Raw genomic sequence first — 17,450 nt, 5'->3', positions numbered from 1 at the left:
CGCACGCAGTTCAAGGAGTTCAGGGACCCGATGGACGTCCTCCTCGACAACTGGTCGCTCTACGGCGACGGCCTGTGGGGAACGGTGCAGCTCACGATCCTCGCCTCGCTGCTGGCCCTCGGCCTCGGCACCGTCATGGCCGGCTTCCGCGTGGCCCCCGTCGGGTCCTTGCGGACCTTCGGCACCGCGTGGGTCACCGTCCTGCGCAACACTCCGCTCACGCTGCTGTTCTTCGCCGTGTTCCTCGGGCTGCCGCGGTTCGGCATCGTGCTGCCCTTCGAGACCTTCGCGATCCTCGCCCTCGGCTGCTACACCTCCGCCTTCATCTGCGAGGTGGTGCGCTCCGGGATCAACACCGTCCCGGTCGGGCAGGGCGAGGCGGCGCGCAGCCTCGGCATGACCTTCGTCCAGGTCCTGGGCCTCGTCGTGCTGCCGCAGGCATTCCGGACCGTCATCCCGCCCATCGGCTCCACGCTCATCGCGCTCGCCAAGAACTCCGCCATCGCCGGGGCGTTCAGCGTCCCCGAGCTGCTCGGCGTCTACAAGCCGCTGGGCGAGAGGGGCTACAACATCGTCTGGGCCTTCGTCTGGATCGCTGTCGGCTATCTGATCGTGACGCTCGCCATCAGCGCGCTGTTCAACGTGCTGGAGAAGCGCTGGGGGGTTCCCCGATGACCAGGACCGCGACCGCCCTCTACGACCTTCCCGGCCCGAAGGCCCGGGTCCGGCACCGGTGGTTCGGCGCCGCGGCCGTGGCCGTGATCCTCGCGATCATCGGCTGGATCGTCTACCTCCTGTTCGACACCGGGCAGTTCGAGGCTGTGAAGTGGCGGCCCTTCCAGTACGTGGGCATTCAGGAGCTGCTCCTCGAAGGGCTCGCCAACACGCTCAAGGCGTTCGGCTACGCCGGCGTTCTCTCCCTCGCCCTGGGCGCCGTCCTGGCTTGCGGCCGGCTCTCCGACCACCGGCCCATCCGCTGGCTCGCCACGCTGTTCGTGGAGTTCTTCCGCGCGATGCCGGTGCTGGTGATGATCTTCTTCATCTTCGTGGCGCTGAAGGTGCAGCCGCTGCCCGCGCTGGTGACCGGGCTGACCCTCTACAACGGCTCGGTGCTGGCCGAGGTGTTCCGCACCGGCGTCAACTCCGTGCCGCGCGGGCAGCGCGAGGCCGCGTACTCGCTCGGCATGCGCAAGACGCAGGTCATGCGGTACGTCCTGATTCCGCAGGGAGTACGGGCCATGCTGCCTGCCATCATCAGCCAGCTGGTGGTGACGCTGAAGGACACCTCGCTCGGCTTCCTGATCACGTACGAGGAGTTCCTCCAGGCTGGGAAGCTGATCGCCACCAACCTCGACTACGACCTGCCGTTCATCCCCGTCGTGATGGTGATCTCCCCGATCTACATCGGGCTGTGCATGCTGCTGTCGTGGTTCGCCAACTGGGTGGCCAAGCGCGAGCGGCGCAGTGTGAAGGTAGGCGAGGCGAAGGTGGCCGAGGCGGGCCCGACCGACGTGCTGTCGGGTCCCGGCCCCTCCGAGCGCCTCTGACCGGCGCGCCGGATGGCGGCCACCGTCGGGACGGGTTCCCGGGTGAGGGCGACGCCCACGGACAGCCACACCGCGGCGATGGGCGTGCGGGTGCGGTGGCTGACGCGCCGCCAGGTGGAGGAGAACGGCAGGGCGCCGTCGCCTCGTGCTGACAACGAAGTACGGGAGTCGGTCGTGACCCTCGCCAAGTGGCTGGGGCACTCATCACCGACCATCACTCTCGATCACTACGCCCACTTCATGCCGGAGGCGGGGAAGAAGGGGCGCCGGGCGATCGATAGCCTGCTGCGCCAGCAGATGGATGAGGGCCCGGCTCAAACTCCCCAGATTCTCCCCAGGAGCCGTCCTGAGCGTCGACCGGTCCGGCCGATGCGTGAAAACATCGAGGTGAGAGGCCGTATGTTCACCACCCGCCCTACCCTCCAGGGCACCTTCGGCATGGTGTCCTCCACGCACTGGCTCGCCTCGCAGTCGGCGATGGCCGTCCTGGAGGACGGCGGCAACGCGTACGACGCCGCCGTCGCCGCGGGCTTCGTCCTGCACGTCGTCGAGCCCCACCTCAACGGACCCGCCGGCGAGGTGCCGATCATCCTCGCCCCGGCGGGCGGCGAGGTGCGGGTGCTGTGCGGACAGGGCGTCGCGCCCGCCGGAGCGACGATCGCCCACTACAGGGGACTCGGTTTGGATCTCGTACCCGGTACCGGGCCGCTCGCCGCCGCCGTGCCCGGCGCGTTCGACGCCTGGATGCTCCTGCTGCGCGACCACGGAACCAAGTCGCTCGCCGACGTCCTCTCGTACGCCATCGGGTACGCCGAGGACGGACACGCGCCCGTGGAGCGCGTCGGCGAGACGGTCGAGACCGTGCGCGAGCTGTTCGAGACGGAGTGGACCTCGTCGGCGGAGGTGTATCTGCCGGGCGGCAAGGCGCCGCGACCCGGCGAGCTGTTCCGCAATCCCGCCCTCGCCGCGACCTGGCGACGGCTGCTCGCCGAGATCGGCGGCGAGACGGACCGCGTGGGGCAGATCGAGGCCGCGCGGAGGGTCTGGCGCTCCGGCTTCATCGCCGAGGCCCTGGTACGCCAGGCCCGGCGGCCCACGATGGACACCAGCGGCGAGCGCCACACCGGCACCCTGACAGCCGCCGACCTGGCCGGCTGGTCCGCGAGCTACGAGGCCCCGGCGACGTACGACTGGCGTGGCTGGACCCTGTGCAAGGCGGGCCCCTGGAGTCAGGGCCCGGTCCTCCTGCAGCAGCTGGCCCTGCTCCCGCCCGAGCTGCCGCGCCATGGCTCCGCCGACTACGTCCACCTGCTCGTCGAGGGCTGCAAGCTCGCCATGGCCGACCGGGAGGCCTGGTACGGGGACGCGGCCGACGTTCCGCTCGACGAGCTGCTGTCGCCGGCATACAACGCCGCCCGGCGCGCGCTCGTCGGCGACAAGGCGTCGTACGAGCTGCGCCCGGGCAGCCCCGGAGGCCGTACTCCGCGATTGAGCCGGCACGCGCGCGTGGTGGCCGACGGGGAGCCTGGCTTCGCCGTGGCGGCGGCGCCGGGCGCAGGTGAGCCGACCGTGGCCCGGACGGTCGCGGAACCCGACGTGACGCCGGACGGCGGTACCCGGGGCGACACCTGCCACCTCGACATCGTCGACCGGTGGGGCAACATGGTCGCCGCCACTCCCAGCGGCGGCTGGCTGCAGTCCAACCCGGTCGTGCCCGGACTGGGCTTCCCGCTCGGCACCCGGCTGCAGATGGCCTGGCTGGAGGAGGGGCTGCCCAACTCCCTGACGCGGGGCCGGCGACCGCGTACCACGCTGACCCCCTCGCTGGCGCTGCGCGACGGGGTGCCGGTCATGGCGTTCGGCACCCCGGGCGGCGATCAGCAGGACCAGTGGCAGACGCACTTCTTCCTGTCCGTGGCGCTGCGCTCCGAGGTGCGCGGCGGCCTCGACCTCCAGGGCGCGATCGACGCCCCGAACTGGCACACCGACAGCTTCCCCGGCTCCTTCTACCCCCGCGGCATGCGCCCCGGCAGCCTCACCGTCGAGTCCCGCATGGACGAGTCGGTCGTCAAGGAACTGCGCCGCCGCGGCCATGACGTCCTGGTCGCCGACGCCTGGTCCGAGGGGCGGCTGTGCGCGGTGGCACGGGACCCGGAGACGGGTGTGCTGTCGGCGGCGGCGAATCCGCGCGGGATGCAGGGGTACGCGGTCGGCCGCTGATCGCCGGGCGCGGTCTTGCCGCGCCGGTGTCACGGACCGCCGGGGCCGGTCTTGCCGCGCCGGTGTCACGGACCGCCGGGGCCGGTCTTGCCGCGCCGGTGTCACGGACCGCCGGGGCCGGTCTTGCCGCGCCGGTGTCACGGACCGCCGGGGCCGGTCTCGCCGCGCCGGTGTCACAGACCTCCGAGCCCGATCTGGCCTAGCCGGCGTCGCCGGCCGCCGAACCTTCGGTATGCGATCTCCGAACCCCGGAATTCATGGCAATTCCACTCGTAGTACACCGATCCGGTGGGGATTGTCAGTGGCCCGTGCTCTCATTGAGCCATGATCGTAGACATCGAAACCATCGACGAGTTTCTCGCCCTCCGTACGTCCGACGTCGAAGAAGCGGTGCGCACAGCGGCCGCGGCCGAGATCATGCCGCGTTTCCGGCAGCTCGCCGCGCACGAGATCGACCAGAAGTCCGGCCCGCACGACCTCGTGACGGACGCCGACCGCAAGGCCGAGGAGTACCTCACCGAGGCGCTCACCGCACTGCTGCCCGGCTCGGTCGTGGTCGGCGAGGAGGCGGTGCACGCCAACCCGGCGACCTACGAGGCGATACGCGGCGCGGCGCCGGTGTGGATCGTGGACCCCGTCGACGGAACGCGCCAGTTCGTGCACGGCGACCCCGGCTTCTGCACGCTGGTCGCGCTGACGCTGAACGGCGTCGTGCGCGCGTCGTGGACGTTCGCTCCCGCGCGCGACGAGTTCGCCACCGCGATACGCGGCCGGGGCGCCGTACTCAACGGCGTACCGCTGCTCTCCGGCTCGCCCGAGCCCGGCCGTGACCTGCACATCGCCACGTCCCACCCGGACTACACGACGGACGAGCAGAAGCGTGCCCTCCTCGGCCTGCGCGTCGAGGGCGTCGACCCGCGCCCGTGCGGCTCGGCCGGTCTGGAGTACCTGGCCATCGCCCGCGGTGAGTTGGACGCCACGGCCTTCTCCTGGGAGGCCGCCTGGGACCACGCCGCAGGTCTGCTCCTCGTCGAGGAGGCGGGCGGCGCCCACCTGACCCTCACGGGAGAGCCGTTCCGCGTCACCGGGGGCAACGCGCTGCCGTTCACGGCGGCCCGGGACGAGGCCACGGCCCGCCGGGTGGTGGCCCTGCTGGCCGCGCAGCCCGATCAGGTGGCGGCCGGGATCTGACCGGGAGACCCGCGCGCGATCCGGGGCGTCCGGCCTCCTCAACCCCCCGCGCCCCCAAGGGTGTCAGTCCCCCGGCATATCCTGATCCTCAGTGGCCATCGGCTGACGAAGGAGTCCGAAGGTGCCGTCGATGCTCGATACGGTCGTGGTGGGTGCGGGGCCGAACGGACTGACCGCTGCCGTGGAGCTGGCCCGCCGGGGCTTCTCCGTTGCCGTCTTCGAAGCGCGGGACACCGTGGGCGGGGGAGCGCGCACCGAAGAGCTGACCCTGCCCGGTTTCCGGCACGACCCGTGCTCGGCGGCGCATCCGCTGGGAATCAACTCACCCGCGTTCAAGGCGATGCCCCTGGACCGGTACGGCCTGGAGTGGCTGCACGCCGAGCTGCCCATGGCACACCCGTTCCCCGACGGTACGGCGGCGGTGCTCTCGCGGTCCGTGGCCGAGACGGCCGCCTCGTTCGGACCGCGCGACGCGGGCGCGTACCGCAGGCTCGTCGCCCCGTTCCTGCCCCAGTGGGACACGCTGGTGCACGACTTCATGTCGCTGCCGCTGACCGCGCTGCCCCGCGACCCGGTCACCCTCGCCCGCTTCGGCCTCGCCGGACTGCCGCCGTCGACCTGGCTGACGCGCCGCTTCCACGACGAGCGCGCCAAGGCCCTGTTCGCCGGGCTCGTGGCGCACGTCATCGCCCCGCTCGACGGCATCGCCACCAGCGCCGTCGCCCTGGTCTTCGCCCTGGCCGCACACGCACGCGGCTGGCCGGTCGCGCGCGGCGGCTCCCAGTCCATCTCCGACGCGCTCACCGCGTATCTCAAGGACCTCGGCGGCACCGTCCACACCGACTACGAGGTCAAGCGCCTGGACGACCTGCCCCCCGCGCGGTCGTACGTCTTCGACACCTCGCCCACGGCACTGGCCCGGATCGCCGGCCTGGGCCGGTACTACGAGCGGTACCGGTACGGGGCGAGCGTCTTCAAGGTCGACTACGCGCTCGACGGCCCGGTGCCCTGGACCGCCAAGGAGGCGCGCACCGCCGGGACCGTGCAGATCGGCGGGAGCAGCGCGGAGATCGACACCGCGCTGCGGGCGGCCTCGCGCGAGGGCCGGGCGCCCGACGCACCCTTCCTGATCACCGTTCAGCCCAGCGTCATGGACCCCTCCCGGGCACCCGAGGGCAAGGCGGTCCTCTGGACGTACGGGCATGTTCCGAACGGCTGGACCGGCGATCTCACGGACGCGATCGAGCGACAGCTGGAGCGGTTCGCGCCCGGCTTCCGCGACCGCGTACTGGCCCGCGCGACCGCGGGCCCGCCCGAGCTCGCCGCCCGCAACGCGAATTACGTGGGCGGTGACATCGCCTGCGGCGCCGCCTCCGGGCTTCAGCTCCTGCTGCGCCCCAAACTGTCTGCGTTCCCGTACAGCACCCCGCACCCGGCCGTCTTCCTCTGCTCGTCGGCCACCCCGCCGGGGCCCGGCGTGCACGGCATGTCGGGGCACAACGCGGCTAAGGCCGTCTGGAGGAGGCTGCGACAGTCATGACCACGATCACGCTGGCGCTGGGTGACATCACCCGCGAGTCCGTCGACGCCATCGTCAACGCGGCGAACTCCTCGCTGCTGGGCGGGGGCGGCGTGGACGGCGCGATCCACCGCCGCGGCGGCCCCGCGATCCTGGAGGAGTGCCGCAAGCTGCGTGCCTCCCACTACGGCAAGGGCCTGCCCACCGGCCAGGCGGTCGCCACCACCGCGGGCGAGCTGGACGCGCAGTGGGTGATCCACACCGTGGGCCCCGTCTTCAGCGAGAGCGAGGACCGCTCCGAGCTGCTGGCCTCCTGCTACCGGGAATCGCTGCGCGTCGCCGACGAGCTCGGCGCCCGCACCGTCGCGTTCCCGGCCATCTCCACCGGCGTCTACCGCTGGCCGATGCAGGACGCCGCCCGCATCGCGGTCGAGACGGTCCGGAGCACGGAGACGGCGGTCGAGGAGGTCAGGTTCGTCCTCTTCGACGAGCGGGCGTACGAGGTGTTCGCCGCGCAAGTCCGCTGAGCCGGCCCATGGCGAGGCGCTCGGCCCGCCCATCCGACCACTCCGCCCATCCGACCACTCCGTCGGTCCGATCACTCCGTCGGTCCGATCACTCCGTCACTCCGTCACTCCGTCGGTCCGTCGGTCCGTCGGTCCGTCGGCCAGATCCTCGGCCACCGGGGCCACCGGGGCCACCGGCCACCGGCCGTCGCGCCACCACTCCACCCCGGCTGCCCAGGCCCTGATGCCGGCGACCGTCGTGGTTCTCGCGGCGGGCACCGCCACCGCCGTGCTGCGCATCGGCTTCCCGCGGCACATGGTGGTAGTGCGACGCTTGCCACAGATGTAAGGCGGCCCTCCGGGCGATGCAGCGCCCCCCGATTGCCTCTGACGTGGAGTCCTTCATGACCACACCGCGAGACCTGTTGATCACCACCATGGACGTCAGGTCCAGCCGTCCCGTCGAGCAGGGCGCCCTGTCACTGGCCCTCGCGGGAGCCGAACTGATCGACCTCATCGACGCCCAGGCCCTCACCCTGGACGGCGACCGCATCGTGCCCGGCCCGCAGTGGACCCTGAGTGATCGCCTGCTGAACGAGGCGATGTCGTCGCTCATCCGGCAGGCGCCGTACGAGTCCGTCGGGGACTGGCTGTGGCGCAGGGGCCGTGGCCTGGCCGCGGCCTATCTCGCCGACCTGGAGGCGGAAGGACAGGTCACCCGGCGACGCCACCGCTGGATGTCCGTCCCGACCGGCCGCGCGGGTTTGGTCGACTCACCGGCTCGTCGCCGAGCGGCCGACCGCTGGACATCCGGCGAGCCCGTCCTCGCCGGCCTGGCGGCCGCCGCCGGCGTCCACGACGAGCCGGCCGAAGAGGTCGCGACCGGCGTGGACGAGCCGGTCGCGACGGTCCTGGGCGCCGTCATCGACGCGGTGACGGAACTGGAGGCTGTACGGCAGCGGCGCAGCATCGAAGAGGCGGCCTTCGACAACATCTGGCGAGGTGAGTGACGCAGCGAGGAAGGTGAAGCAGATCCATGCCGGAGCGCTGGCCGGCCTCCGTCTCCTCGAACAGCCGCCGAAGCCTTAGCAGGTCGCCCGTGCCGTCACCGCGCTGAGGGCGGGCGGGGCGGCGCCCACGGCGGACGGGGCGCCGAGGGCGCGAGGACGAGGCGAACGCAGGCCTCGATCCTCAGAGCCCGTTCCCCCCGAGGAGGTCGCGCAAGGCCGCCGTCTCCCAGGGGCTCAGCCCGGTAACGAACCGCTGCAGGGCCGCGATCGGGTCGGGGGCGCGGTCGAGGGACTCGTGCATGGCCTCGGCGGTCAGTTCGGCCGCGCTCTTGGCGGGCCGGTACGCGCCGCGCCGTCCGTCCACGTCACGGCGCACCAGGCCCTTGTCGTACAGGCGCTTGAGGATGGTGTGCACGGTGTTGTAGGCGAGGCCGCCGCCGATCCCGGCCTGGATCTCGGCGGGTGTCAGGGCGTCCTCGGTGGCCCACAGGGCGGCTAGGACTTCGCTCTCCAACGCACCGGCGCTGCGCCGTTCCGCTCTGCCGCGGGGGCCTGTGCCAGCCATGTCCGCCACCTTACAGCGCGTAGGGGCAGGCGGACGGTGTCGGCCCCCGGATGCCTTTCCCGGACTGCACCCCCGCCCGGTGCGCGCTAATTTATCCATGTTTTCCGGACTGTCACCTTGTTGTCCCGACTCCCACCCTTGCCCTCCGTTTGCGGGGTGAAGCAACCCTACGGCTTGTAGGGCTGAAGGGTGGACGATGGCCAAGACCTTGAACCTCCCGCTCATCGGCGCCAAGCGTCATGGCCCGCCGTCGGCCGCCCGCACGTTCGGACACCTCACCGGCCAACGCTGGCTCGCACTGGTGGCGGCCGCTTTCGCCTTGGCCCAACTCGTACTCGTACGCCCCGGAATGGGCCTTGGCTGGGACGAGACGGTGTACGTCAGTCAGGTCAGCCGGCAGGCCCCCGCGGCGTTCTTCAGCGCGCCGCGCGCCCGCGGCGTCCCGCTGCTCGTCGCGCCGATCGCCTCCTGGTCGTCGTCCACGACACTGCTGCGGATCTATCTCGCCCTGCTGTCCGGACTCGCCCTGTTTCTGGCCCTGCGCGTCTGGCGAGGGCTGTTCCCGGTACGGGTGCTGGCCATGGCCGGTGCCCTGTTCGCGACGCTGTGGGTGACCGTCTTCTACGGCCCGCAGGCCATGCCCAACTACTGGGTGGCGATGGGCGCCCTGGCCTGCGTCGGCTGCTTCCTGCGTGCCCAGGCGGACCGCTCCGACCGGGCGGCGCTGTGGGGAGTGGGCCCGAGCACCGCGCTGATGGCGTGGATGCGGCCCACCGACGCGGTCTGGGTGACCCTGCCGCTCCTCGTCGTCGCCGTGGCGGTCCGCCGGTGGCGACGGCCACGGCTGCTTCTCGCCCTCGTCGCGGGCTTGGCGGCCGGAGCGGGCGAGTGGGTCGTCGAGGCGTACGTCAGCTACGGCGGCCTCGGCCAACGGCTCGCCGACGCCTCCCGCATCCAGGGCGGCCTGGGCTGGAACATCGCCGTCGGCGACCAGCTGCGCAGCCTGGACGGACGCACGCTGTGCCGTCCGTGCACCGGGGCGATGCCGGATCCGGTGGTGATGGTGTGGTGGTTCGCTCTGCCGCTGCTCGCCGCGGCCGGCATCGTGGTCGCCGTCAAGGCCCGGCGCGCGGCGAGCACGCTGCTGCCCCTGGCCTGCGCCAGTACGGCGGGCTTCCCCTATCTGTTCATGATCGGATACGCGGCGCCGCGCTTCCTGCTCCCGGTCTACGCCCTCCTCGCGATCCCCGTCGCCGACGCCCTCGTCCACCTGGTCACCACCCCGAGCGGGGTCTGGCGCCCGGTGGCGGCGACTCTGGTGGCGCTCGGCCTCGTCGGCCATCTGGCGGTGCAGTACGCGGTCCTGGCGGGCAGCGTGCGCCGCACCACCGTCTCCCACCGGGGCTGGGCGAACACGGCGGCCGAGCTGCACCGGCTCGGCGTCCTGCCGCCCTGCCTGCTGACCGGCCGGCAGGCCGTCCCGATCGCGTTCTACGCCGGTTGCTCCTCCGTCGAGACCAGCGGGCACAACGCCAACGTCACCCCGGCCGGCATCGTGCGGGCCGGACAGCGCATGCCGGTCGCCGCGCTCACCACCTCGGGAGGCCGCCCGCCCGCGTATGCCCGTGACTGGGAACCGCACGTCATAGGCAACCTGCGCGTCTACGTCGCGCCGGGAGCGGGAGGCCGAGCGGCATGACGCTTCCGCCCGGCGCTCTCGCGACCACCGTCGGCCGACGGGTCTCCTGGCATGCCGGGGTCACGCTCGTCGTGGTGGTGTGCGCGGTGTATCTCGCCCGGCGGCACTGGCCGGTGATCGAGAGCGGAGCCGTCCGGCTCGCCGTCGCGGACCGCGGCTGGCTGCTCGTGGCGGCCTTCGCCACCATGGCGACCTGGGCGTGTTCGGCCCTCGCCCAGCAAGGCGCGGTGGCCCGGCCGCTGCCCGCCGGGCGGCTGGTGGCGGTGCAGTTCGCGGCCTCCGCCGCCAACCACCTGCTGCCCGCCGGTCTCGGGGCGGGCGCCGTCAATCTGCGCTTCCTGAACCGGTGCGGGCTGCCCGTCGCACGGTCGGTGACCGCGCTGGCGGTCAAGGCCTCCGCGGGGACCGTGGCGAGAGGCTGCCTGATCGCCGCGCTCGCGCTGGCCTGCCCCGGAACACTCCGCTTCCCGCACGTCTCCGCGACGGCATGGGCGGTGACGGTCGCGGCGGCCGCCACCGTGGTGGCCCTCCTCGCGGGGCCGCTGCGGCGCGCGCTGCGAGCGGTGCTGGCCGACGTCCGCGCCGTGCACGAAGTCCCCGTGCGGGCGGCCGCGTTGTGGGGCGGCTCGCTCGCCTTCGCCTCGCTCCACGCCGCCGTGGTCGTCGCCGTCACCCAGGCCATCGATCTGCCGCTGTCCCCGGCCCAGGTGGCACTGGCCTACCTCGCCGCGAGCAGCGCCGCCGTCCTGCTGCCCACTCCCGGCGGCTTCGGCTCCCTGGACGCCGCCCTCGCGCTGGCCCTCACCCTCGCCGGAGCACCGGGCAGCGCCGCGGCATCGGCAGTCCTCGGGTACCGGCTGCTCACCGTCTGGCTACCGCTGCTCCCGGGGCTGCTGGCGCTGGGAGTGCTGATGCGCCGCCGGGTGCTGTGAGGTCCTCACTCGGGGGCGTCAGTGAGGCCGAGCCGCAGATGTTCCACGTGGTAGACCGCCTGGTCGAGGAGTTCGGCGACATGGTGGTCGTGCAGCGCGTACACCACCGAGCGGCCGCTGCGCTCGCCGACGACCAGGCCCAGGTTGCGCAGCAGGCGCAGCTGGTGCGAGCAGGCGGACTGCTCCATGCCGACCGCCGCGGCCAACTCCGTTGCCGGGAGCGGCCCTTCGCGCAGCCGGGCAAGGATCAGCAGGCGGGAGGGGGTCGACAGGGCCTGAAGCGTGGTGGCCACCTTGGCGACGTTGGCCGCGTCCAGGCGTACGCGCGCGGCGGCGTCCTGTGCGGCGGTGACGGCTCCATGACCCATGGGCTGTATCTTACCCACCGCATGTGAAGACATGAATGAGTCTTCATGTGTTCCTGTATCGTGCTGCGCGTGACTCCCGCTCTCGCCCCCTCACTCGTCCCCGACCGCCCAGCCACGGCACCCCCTCGGCGCCGTACTCGCGTCCTCGCGCTGCCGGAGGCCCGCTGGGCGCTCCTCGCGACCGTCGCCTTCCTGCTCGCGCTTCCGCTGGACCTGGGCGGTGCGCCCGGGTGGACGTACGGCCCGCTCTACGTGATCGCGTACGCGGCCGGCGGCTGGGAACCCGCGCTCGAAGGGCTGCGGGCGCTGCGCGAGAAGACACTGGACGTCGACCTGCTGATGATCGTCGCCGCCCTGGGCGCGGCCGCGATCGGACAGGTCCTGGACGGCGCCCTGCTGATCGTCATCTTCGCCACCTCCGGCGCCCTGGAGGCCCTGGCCACCGCCCGCACCGAGGACTCCGTACGGGGTCTGCTCGACCTCGCCCCCGCCACCGCGACGCGCGTGACCCCCGGCGGAGAGGAGTCGGTCCCCACTGGCCAACTCGCCGTCGGAGACGTGCTGTTGATCCGGCCCGGGGAGCGCATCGGCGCCGACGGGCGAGTACTCGACGGCACCAGCGAGGCCGACCAGGCGACCATCACCGGTGAACCGCTGCCGGTCCTGAAGACCCCCGGCGACGAGGTCTTCGCGGGCACCCTCAACGGCACCGGAGCCCTGCGCGTCCGCGTCGAGCGCGACCCCGCCGACTCGGTGATCGCCCGGATCGTCACCCTCGTCGAGGAGGCGTCCCGCACCAAGGCGCCGACGCAGCTGTTCATCGAGAAGGTCGAACAGCGGTACGCCGTGGCCGTGGTGGCCGCCACCCTCGCCGTCTTCGCGGTGCCCCTGGCCTTCGGCGCGGACCTCACCGGCGCGCTCCTGCGGGCGATGACCTTCATGATCGTGGCATCGCCGTGCGCGGTGGTGCTGGCCACCATGCCGCCGCTGCTTTCCGCCATCGCCACCGCCGGACGACACGGCGTGCTGGTCAAGTCGGCGCTTGCCATGGAACGCCTCGGCGAGACCGACATGGCCGCCCTCGACAAGACCGGCACGCTGACCGAGGGTGCGCCCGAGGTGACGGCCGTACGTCCCTCGCCGGGGTCCGGCCTGGACGAGGACGCACTGCTAGCCCTGGCGGCCGCCGCCGAGCACCCCAGTGAACACCCGCTCGCCCGCGCGATCGTGGCCGCCGCCCGCGCCCGCGGCCTGCGCCTCGCACCCGCCGCCGACTTCACGGCGAAGCCGGGGCACGGAGTCACCGCCACGGTGGACGGCCAGGTCATCACGGTCGGCCGCCCGGATGCCCACACCTATGCCGAGGACGCCGGTGTCGGTCGCCCGGATGCCCACACCTATGCCGAGGACGCCGGCGTCGGCCGCCCGGACGCGCACGCCGACGCCGAGGACGCCGGCACGGTCGTTCTCGTGGAACGCGTCGGCACCCCCGTCGGCACCCTCACCCTCGCCGACCGCCTCCGCGCCGACGCCCCCGAGACCGTCGCCGCGCTCACCGCCCTGACCGGCACCGCACCCGCACTGCTCACCGGCGACAACCCGCGCGCCGCCGCCCAGGTGGCCGCCGCCACCGGGATCACCGACGTACGCGCCGGTCTGCTGCCGCAGGACAAGGTCGAGGCCGTACTCCAACTCGCCGACCGCAAGGTCCTGTTCGTCGGCGACGGCGTCAACGACGCGCCCGCCCTGGCCGCCGCCCACGCGGGGATCGCGATGGGCCGCGCCGGATCCGACCTCGCCCTGGAGACCGCCGACGCCGTCGTCGTCCGCGACGAGCTGGCGGCCATCCCCGCGGTCGTACGGCTCTCCCGCGCCGCCCGCCGCCTGGTCATCCAGAACCTCGTCGTCGCGGGTACGTTCATCACGGCCCTCGTCCTGTGGGACCTGCTCGGGCACCTTCCGCTCCCGCTCGGCGTCGCGGGTCACGAGGGCTCCACCGTCCTCGTCGGCCTCAACGGGCTGCGGCTGCTGCGGGAGTCCGCGTGGCGGAAGGTGTACGCGGGGTAGCGGCGCTTCGGGGTCACTGGAGCCACCGAGGCCTGGCGCCAGGAGTACACGCAGTGCAACGTGCGCTTCTGGGTGATCGAGCCGGGCTACGTGGACACGGAGCTCTTCGGGCACCAGCAGCATGTCCAGGACCTCGAGGTCCAGCAGCGTGAGGGGAGGGAGGCGCTCCATCCCGAGGACATTGCCGACGCATCGCGGGGCAGGCCAGGGACCAGGCCAGGACACCTCCATGTCGCATTCTCGCCAGACCTGCCCCCTCGCGTGCCCGATGCTTGAGGCATGCGGAACGGAATGCACACGGACACAGAGCGCTGCGTGCGCGCCGTCCAGTCGAAGGACGCGCGGTTCGACGGATGGGTCTTCACGGCGGTCCTGACCACACGGATCTACTGCCGGCCCAGCTGCCCGGTCGTGCCGCCGAAGCCCGAGAACATGACCTTCTACCCGAGCGCCGCCGCCTGCCAGCAGGCCGGGTTCCGGGCCTGCAAGCGGTGCCGGCCGGACGCCAGCCCCGGCTCGCCCGCATGGAACCAGCGCGCCGACCTCGTCGCCCGCGCGATGCGCCTGATCGGCGACGGCATCGTGGACCGCGAGGGCGTCCCGGGCCTGGCCACCCGGCTCGGCTACAGCACCCGCCAGATCGAACGGCAACTGCTGACCGAGCTGGGCGCGGGACCGCTCGCCCTCGCCCGGGCCCAGCGCGCCCAGACCGCGCGGCTGCTCATCGAGACGACCCCCCTCCCGATCGCGGAGATCGCCTTCGCGGCGGGGTTCGCGTCGATCCGCACCTTCAACGACACCGTGCGCGAGGTCTTCGCCCAGTCGCCGAGCGAGCTGCGCGCCCGGCTGCCCAAGAGGCGGGCGGGAGGCACGGCGGACACGCCGGGTGTACGGGCGGGCGGCACGCCAGAGGTACCGGTTGGAGACACGCCGGCGGCACAGGCCGGAGGCACCCCGGGAGCGCTGAGCCTCCGGCTTCCCTTCCGGGCCCCGCTCAACCCCGACAACCTCTTCGGACACCTGGCGGCGACCGCCGTACCCGGCGTGGAGGAGTGGCGCGACGGGGCGTACCGGCGGACCCTGCGGCTGCCGTACGGGCACGGGATCGTCGGGCTGACGCCGAAGTCGGACCACATCGCCTGCCGCCTGACCCTCAGCGACCTGCGCGACCTGCCCGTCGCGATCAGCCGCTGCCGCCGCATGCTCGACCTGGACGCCGACCCGGTCGCGGTCGACGACCAGCTGCGCACCGATCCGCTGCTCACGCCGCTCGTCGACAAGGCGCCGGGCCGCCGGGTGCCGCGCACGGTCGACGAGGCCGAGTTCGCCGTACGGGCCGTGCTGGGCCAGCAGGTCTCGACGGCCGCCGCCCGCACCCATGCGGCCCGCCTGGTCACCGCGCACGGCGAACCGGTCGACGACCCCGAGGGCGGCCTCACCCACCTCTTCCCCTCGGCCGAGTCGCTCGCCGCACTCGACCCCGAGTCGCTCGCGATGCCACGCACCCGCCGCACGACGTTCACCACACTGGTACGCCAACTCGCCGACGGAGCCCTCCACTTGGGGGTGGACAGCGACTGGGAGGAGGCGCGCGCCCGGCTGCTGGCGCTTCCCGGTTTCGGCCCCTGGACGGTCGACGCCATCGCCATGCGTGCCCTCGGCGACCCCGACGCCTTCCTCGCCACCGACCTCGGAATCCGGCGCGCCGCCCAGGAGTTGGGCCTCCCCTCCACCCCGGCCGCCCTCACGGCACGCGCCGCGGCCTGGCGCCCCTGGCGCGCGTACGCGGTCCAGTACCTGTGGGCGACCGACAGCCACCCGATCAACTTCCTTCCTGTGTAAGCCCATTCAAGGATGCCCAGAAAGTTCTGAACGGTGAAACAGCACACAGTCATCGACAGCCCGTACGGCCCTCTGACCCTCGTCGCCGACGACGGCGTCCTGTGTGGCCTCTACATGGCCGGCCAACGCCACCGCCCACCCGAGGAGACCTTCGGCATGGGGGTCCCCCCGCGCGAGCGAAGCCGAGCGTGGGGGAGCGACGACACCCCCTTCGGTGAGGCGACCGCACAGCTACACGCCTATTTCGCGGGGGAGTTGAAGGAATTCGACCTGCCCCTGCGGCTGGCCGGCACGCCCTTCCAGCGCAGCGTCTGGGACCTGCTCCGCACGATCCCGTACGGCGAGATCCGCTCGTACGGCGAGCTCGCCGACGCCCTCGGCAACCCCAAGGCCTCCCGCGCGGTCGGCCTCGCCAACGGCAAGAACCCGATCGGCATCATCGTGCCCTGCCACCGCGTCGTCGGCGCGAACGGCAGCCTCACGGGATACGGCGGCGGCCTGGACCGCAAGAAGCGACTGCTGGACTTCGAGAGCGGCACGGCTCTCTTCTAGTCCGTGCCAGTCGCAGCCAGCTCCTGCTAGTTGCTCTGGTCGCTCAGCGTGCGCAGCAGCTCCGGCAGGGCGGTGCCGATCGGTTCCCGTACGACTTCGTCGGCGCGGTCGTCGTACGGTGTCGGCTCGGCGTTGACGATGATCAGCCGTGCTCCGTGATCGGCGGCGACACCGGCGAGCCCCGCGGCGGGCTGCACCTGGAGGCTGCTGCCGACGGCGATGAACACCTGGCAGGCCTTGGTGATGGCGACCGCCTCACCCAGCACCACCGGGTCGAGCCGCTCGCCGAACATCACCGTCGCCGACTTGAGGATCCCGCCGCACTCCAGGCACGGCGGATCGTCCTCACCGGCGTCGACCCGCGCGAGCGCGTCCTCCATCGGCGCCCTCGCGTGGCACTTGGTGCACACCACGGTCCGCGCGGTCCCGTGCAGTTCCAGCACCTTCCGCGCCGGCATGCCGGCCAGCTGATGCAGCCCGTCCACGTTCTGCGTGATCACCCGCACCGGCACCCCGGACCGCTCCAGCTCGGCCACGGCCCGGTGCGCGGCATTCGGCTCCGCCTGCAGCGTGCGGTTCTTCCGCCGCATCTGCCAGGAGCGTCGCCGGATCTCCGGATCGCCCATGTAGTACTCGTACGTGACGAGCTTCTCGGCTTCGGGGTCACGCCGCCACAGACCGTTGGGGCCGCGGTAGTCCGGGATCCCGGAATCCGTGGAGATCCCGGCACCGCTGAGAAGGGCGACGAGTGGCTTGGTCATGCTGCCGAGGGTAGGCCGCGCGGCGGGGCGCGGCGAATGGATATCGCTGGTCTTCGAGGAGGTTTGGCGGCTGTTGCGCGCCCGGTCAGCCCACCCGGTGGCCGTTTTCCAGCTCCGCCGTCCCCGCGCCCTTGGCCAGTACGTCGAGCCCGGCGAGTACGCGCCGCCCCAGGGCACCCGGCAGATACTCGGCCAGTTCCCCGCGCGGCACCAGCCGCCAGGAGAGCAGCTCCTCCTCCTGCAGGCGGATCGACTTGAGGTCGTCCTCGCCGAGGACCCCGCCGTCGTACAGGTAGGCCACCAGCGGGGGCCGCGCCGCACCGTGCACCCAGTCGACCGCGAGGAGCCGTCCGAGCTCGACGTCGAGGCCGATCTCCTCGGCGGTCTCACGGCGCGCGCCCTGCCGTGGGGTTTCCCCGTCGTCGGATTCGACGGTGCCACCCGGAAGGGCCCAGCCCTCACGGTAGTTGGGCTCGACGAGCAGCACTCGCCCTTCGGCGTCACGGAAGAGGGCGGCGGCCCCGGCGAGGACGCGGGGCAGGCCGGCGATGTAGGTGGCGAAGTCTTGAGTGGTCATCCACGAAGGGTAACGAGCTTCGGCAACCGTTCCTCCGGCTCGCTGCCCTGCTCAGCTGGGCGAGGCGGCAAAGGCTCGCCTACGCCAACGCCCG

The 17,450-nt window shown here is 72.5% G+C and carries 17 protein-coding genes; 12 read left to right on the top strand and 5 right to left on the bottom strand.

Annotation, left to right across the window (positions count from 1 at the left end; genetic code table 11):
• Positions 1-30 precede the first annotated feature (30 nt).
• The 6 genes from C4B68_RS06655 (at position 31) to C4B68_RS06630 (ending at position 7,004) form a co-directional block, all read left to right on the top strand.
• Positions 31-675: an amino acid ABC transporter permease gene (locus C4B68_RS06655; RefSeq protein ID WP_099498483.1), complete on the top strand. Its 645-nt coding sequence runs from the start codon at positions 31-33 to the stop codon at positions 673-675.
• A complete protein-coding gene (locus tag C4B68_RS06650) occupies positions 672-1,547 on the top strand; it encodes an amino acid ABC transporter permease (protein ID WP_099498482.1) in 876 nt (291 codons plus the stop codon). Before C4B68_RS06655 ends, C4B68_RS06650 begins: the two co-directional genes overlap by 4 nt.
• 399 nt (positions 1,548-1,946) lie before the next feature.
• Positions 1,947-3,767, top strand: coding sequence for a gamma-glutamyltransferase family protein (locus C4B68_RS06645; RefSeq protein WP_099498987.1), 1,821 nt, complete (start codon positions 1,947-1,949; stop codon positions 3,765-3,767).
• 324 nt (positions 3,768-4,091) lie between these two features.
• Positions 4,092-4,958, top strand: coding sequence for an inositol monophosphatase family protein (locus C4B68_RS06640; RefSeq protein WP_099498481.1), 867 nt, complete (start codon positions 4,092-4,094; stop codon positions 4,956-4,958).
• Between the two features lie 130 nt (positions 4,959-5,088).
• Complete coding sequence (locus C4B68_RS06635; RefSeq protein WP_099498986.1) at positions 5,089-6,498, top strand: phytoene desaturase family protein; 1,410 nt, start codon at positions 5,089-5,091, stop codon at positions 6,496-6,498.
• Entirely contained in the window at positions 6,495-7,004 is a 510-nt protein-coding gene (locus tag C4B68_RS06630) for an O-acetyl-ADP-ribose deacetylase (protein WP_099498480.1), read from the top strand. The genes C4B68_RS06635 and C4B68_RS06630 overlap by 4 nt, the downstream gene beginning before the upstream one ends.
• Positions 7,005-7,100: 96 nt before the next feature.
• Here the strand turns inward: C4B68_RS06630 and C4B68_RS06625 are convergent, their stop codons facing one another.
• On the bottom strand, positions 7,101-7,283 hold the full coding sequence (locus C4B68_RS06625; protein ID WP_099498479.1) for a hypothetical protein: 183 nt from the start codon (positions 7,281-7,283) through the stop codon (positions 7,101-7,103).
• 104 nt (positions 7,284-7,387) lie between these two features.
• Here C4B68_RS06625 and C4B68_RS06620 point away from each other — a divergent pair, with 104 nt between their 5' ends.
• Entirely contained in the window at positions 7,388-7,993 is a 606-nt protein-coding gene (locus C4B68_RS06620) for a GOLPH3/VPS74 family protein (RefSeq protein ID WP_099498478.1), read from the top strand.
• 181 nt (positions 7,994-8,174) lie between these two features.
• Here C4B68_RS06620 and C4B68_RS06615 read toward each other — a convergent pair whose 3' ends face one another.
• Entirely contained in the window at positions 8,175-8,558 is a 384-nt protein-coding gene (locus tag C4B68_RS06615; protein WP_099498477.1) for a BlaI/MecI/CopY family transcriptional regulator, read from the bottom strand.
• A gap of 196 nt (positions 8,559-8,754) precedes the next feature.
• On the opposite strand from C4B68_RS06615, the gene C4B68_RS06610 reads away from it, so the two are divergent.
• Both C4B68_RS06610 and C4B68_RS06605 read left to right on the top strand, forming a co-directional pair.
• Positions 8,755-10,257, top strand: a complete 1,503-nt coding sequence (locus C4B68_RS06610) for a hypothetical protein (protein WP_099498476.1) — start codon at positions 8,755-8,757, stop codon at positions 10,255-10,257.
• The gene (locus C4B68_RS06605; protein ID WP_099498475.1) at positions 10,254-11,189 is read left to right on the top strand and encodes a lysylphosphatidylglycerol synthase domain-containing protein; all 936 of its coding nucleotides are present in this window, start codon (positions 10,254-10,256) and stop codon (positions 11,187-11,189) included. Before C4B68_RS06610 ends, C4B68_RS06605 begins: the two co-directional genes overlap by 4 nt.
• Before the next feature lie 5 nt (positions 11,190-11,194).
• Here C4B68_RS06605 and C4B68_RS06600 read toward each other — a convergent pair whose 3' ends face one another.
• A complete protein-coding gene (locus C4B68_RS06600; RefSeq protein WP_099498985.1) occupies positions 11,195-11,557 on the bottom strand; it encodes an ArsR/SmtB family transcription factor in 363 nt (120 codons plus the stop codon).
• Between the two features lie 45 nt (positions 11,558-11,602).
• On the opposite strand from C4B68_RS06600, the gene C4B68_RS06595 reads away from it, so the two are divergent.
• The 3 genes from C4B68_RS06595 (at position 11,603) to C4B68_RS06580 (ending at position 16,018) form a co-directional block, all read left to right on the top strand.
• Entirely contained in the window at positions 11,603-13,624 is a 2,022-nt protein-coding gene (locus C4B68_RS06595) for a heavy metal translocating P-type ATPase (protein ID WP_167459020.1), read from the top strand.
• 279 nt (positions 13,625-13,903) lie between these two features.
• Positions 13,904-15,466: an AlkA N-terminal domain-containing protein gene (locus C4B68_RS06585; protein WP_276311557.1), complete on the top strand. Its 1,563-nt coding sequence runs from the start codon at positions 13,904-13,906 to the stop codon at positions 15,464-15,466.
• A 33-nt stretch (positions 15,467-15,499) separates the two neighbouring features.
• Positions 15,500-16,018 carry a methylated-DNA--[protein]-cysteine S-methyltransferase gene (locus C4B68_RS06580; protein ID WP_099498473.1) on the top strand — a complete coding sequence of 173 codons (519 nt, stop codon included), beginning with the start codon at positions 15,500-15,502 and terminating at the stop codon, positions 16,016-16,018.
• Between the two features lie 26 nt (positions 16,019-16,044).
• On the opposite strand, the gene C4B68_RS06575 is transcribed toward C4B68_RS06580, so the two are convergent.
• Positions 16,045-16,779 carry an SIR2 family NAD-dependent protein deacylase gene (locus tag C4B68_RS06575; RefSeq protein WP_099498472.1) on the bottom strand — a complete coding sequence of 245 codons (735 nt, stop codon included), beginning with the start codon at positions 16,777-16,779 and terminating at the stop codon, positions 16,045-16,047.
• 85 nt (positions 16,780-16,864) lie between these two features.
• Positions 16,865-17,356 carry an NUDIX domain-containing protein gene (locus C4B68_RS06570; protein ID WP_099498471.1) on the bottom strand — a complete coding sequence of 164 codons (492 nt, stop codon included), beginning with the start codon at positions 17,354-17,356 and terminating at the stop codon, positions 16,865-16,867.
• Positions 17,357-17,450 lie beyond the last annotated feature (94 nt).

The organism is Streptomyces dengpaensis, from assembly GCF_002946835.1.
GTDB lineage: Bacteria > Actinomycetota > Actinomycetes > Streptomycetales > Streptomycetaceae > Streptomyces > Streptomyces dengpaensis.
Note: the sequence above shows the minus strand (reverse complement) of the source record. Positions and strands in the feature narration are given on the sequence as shown.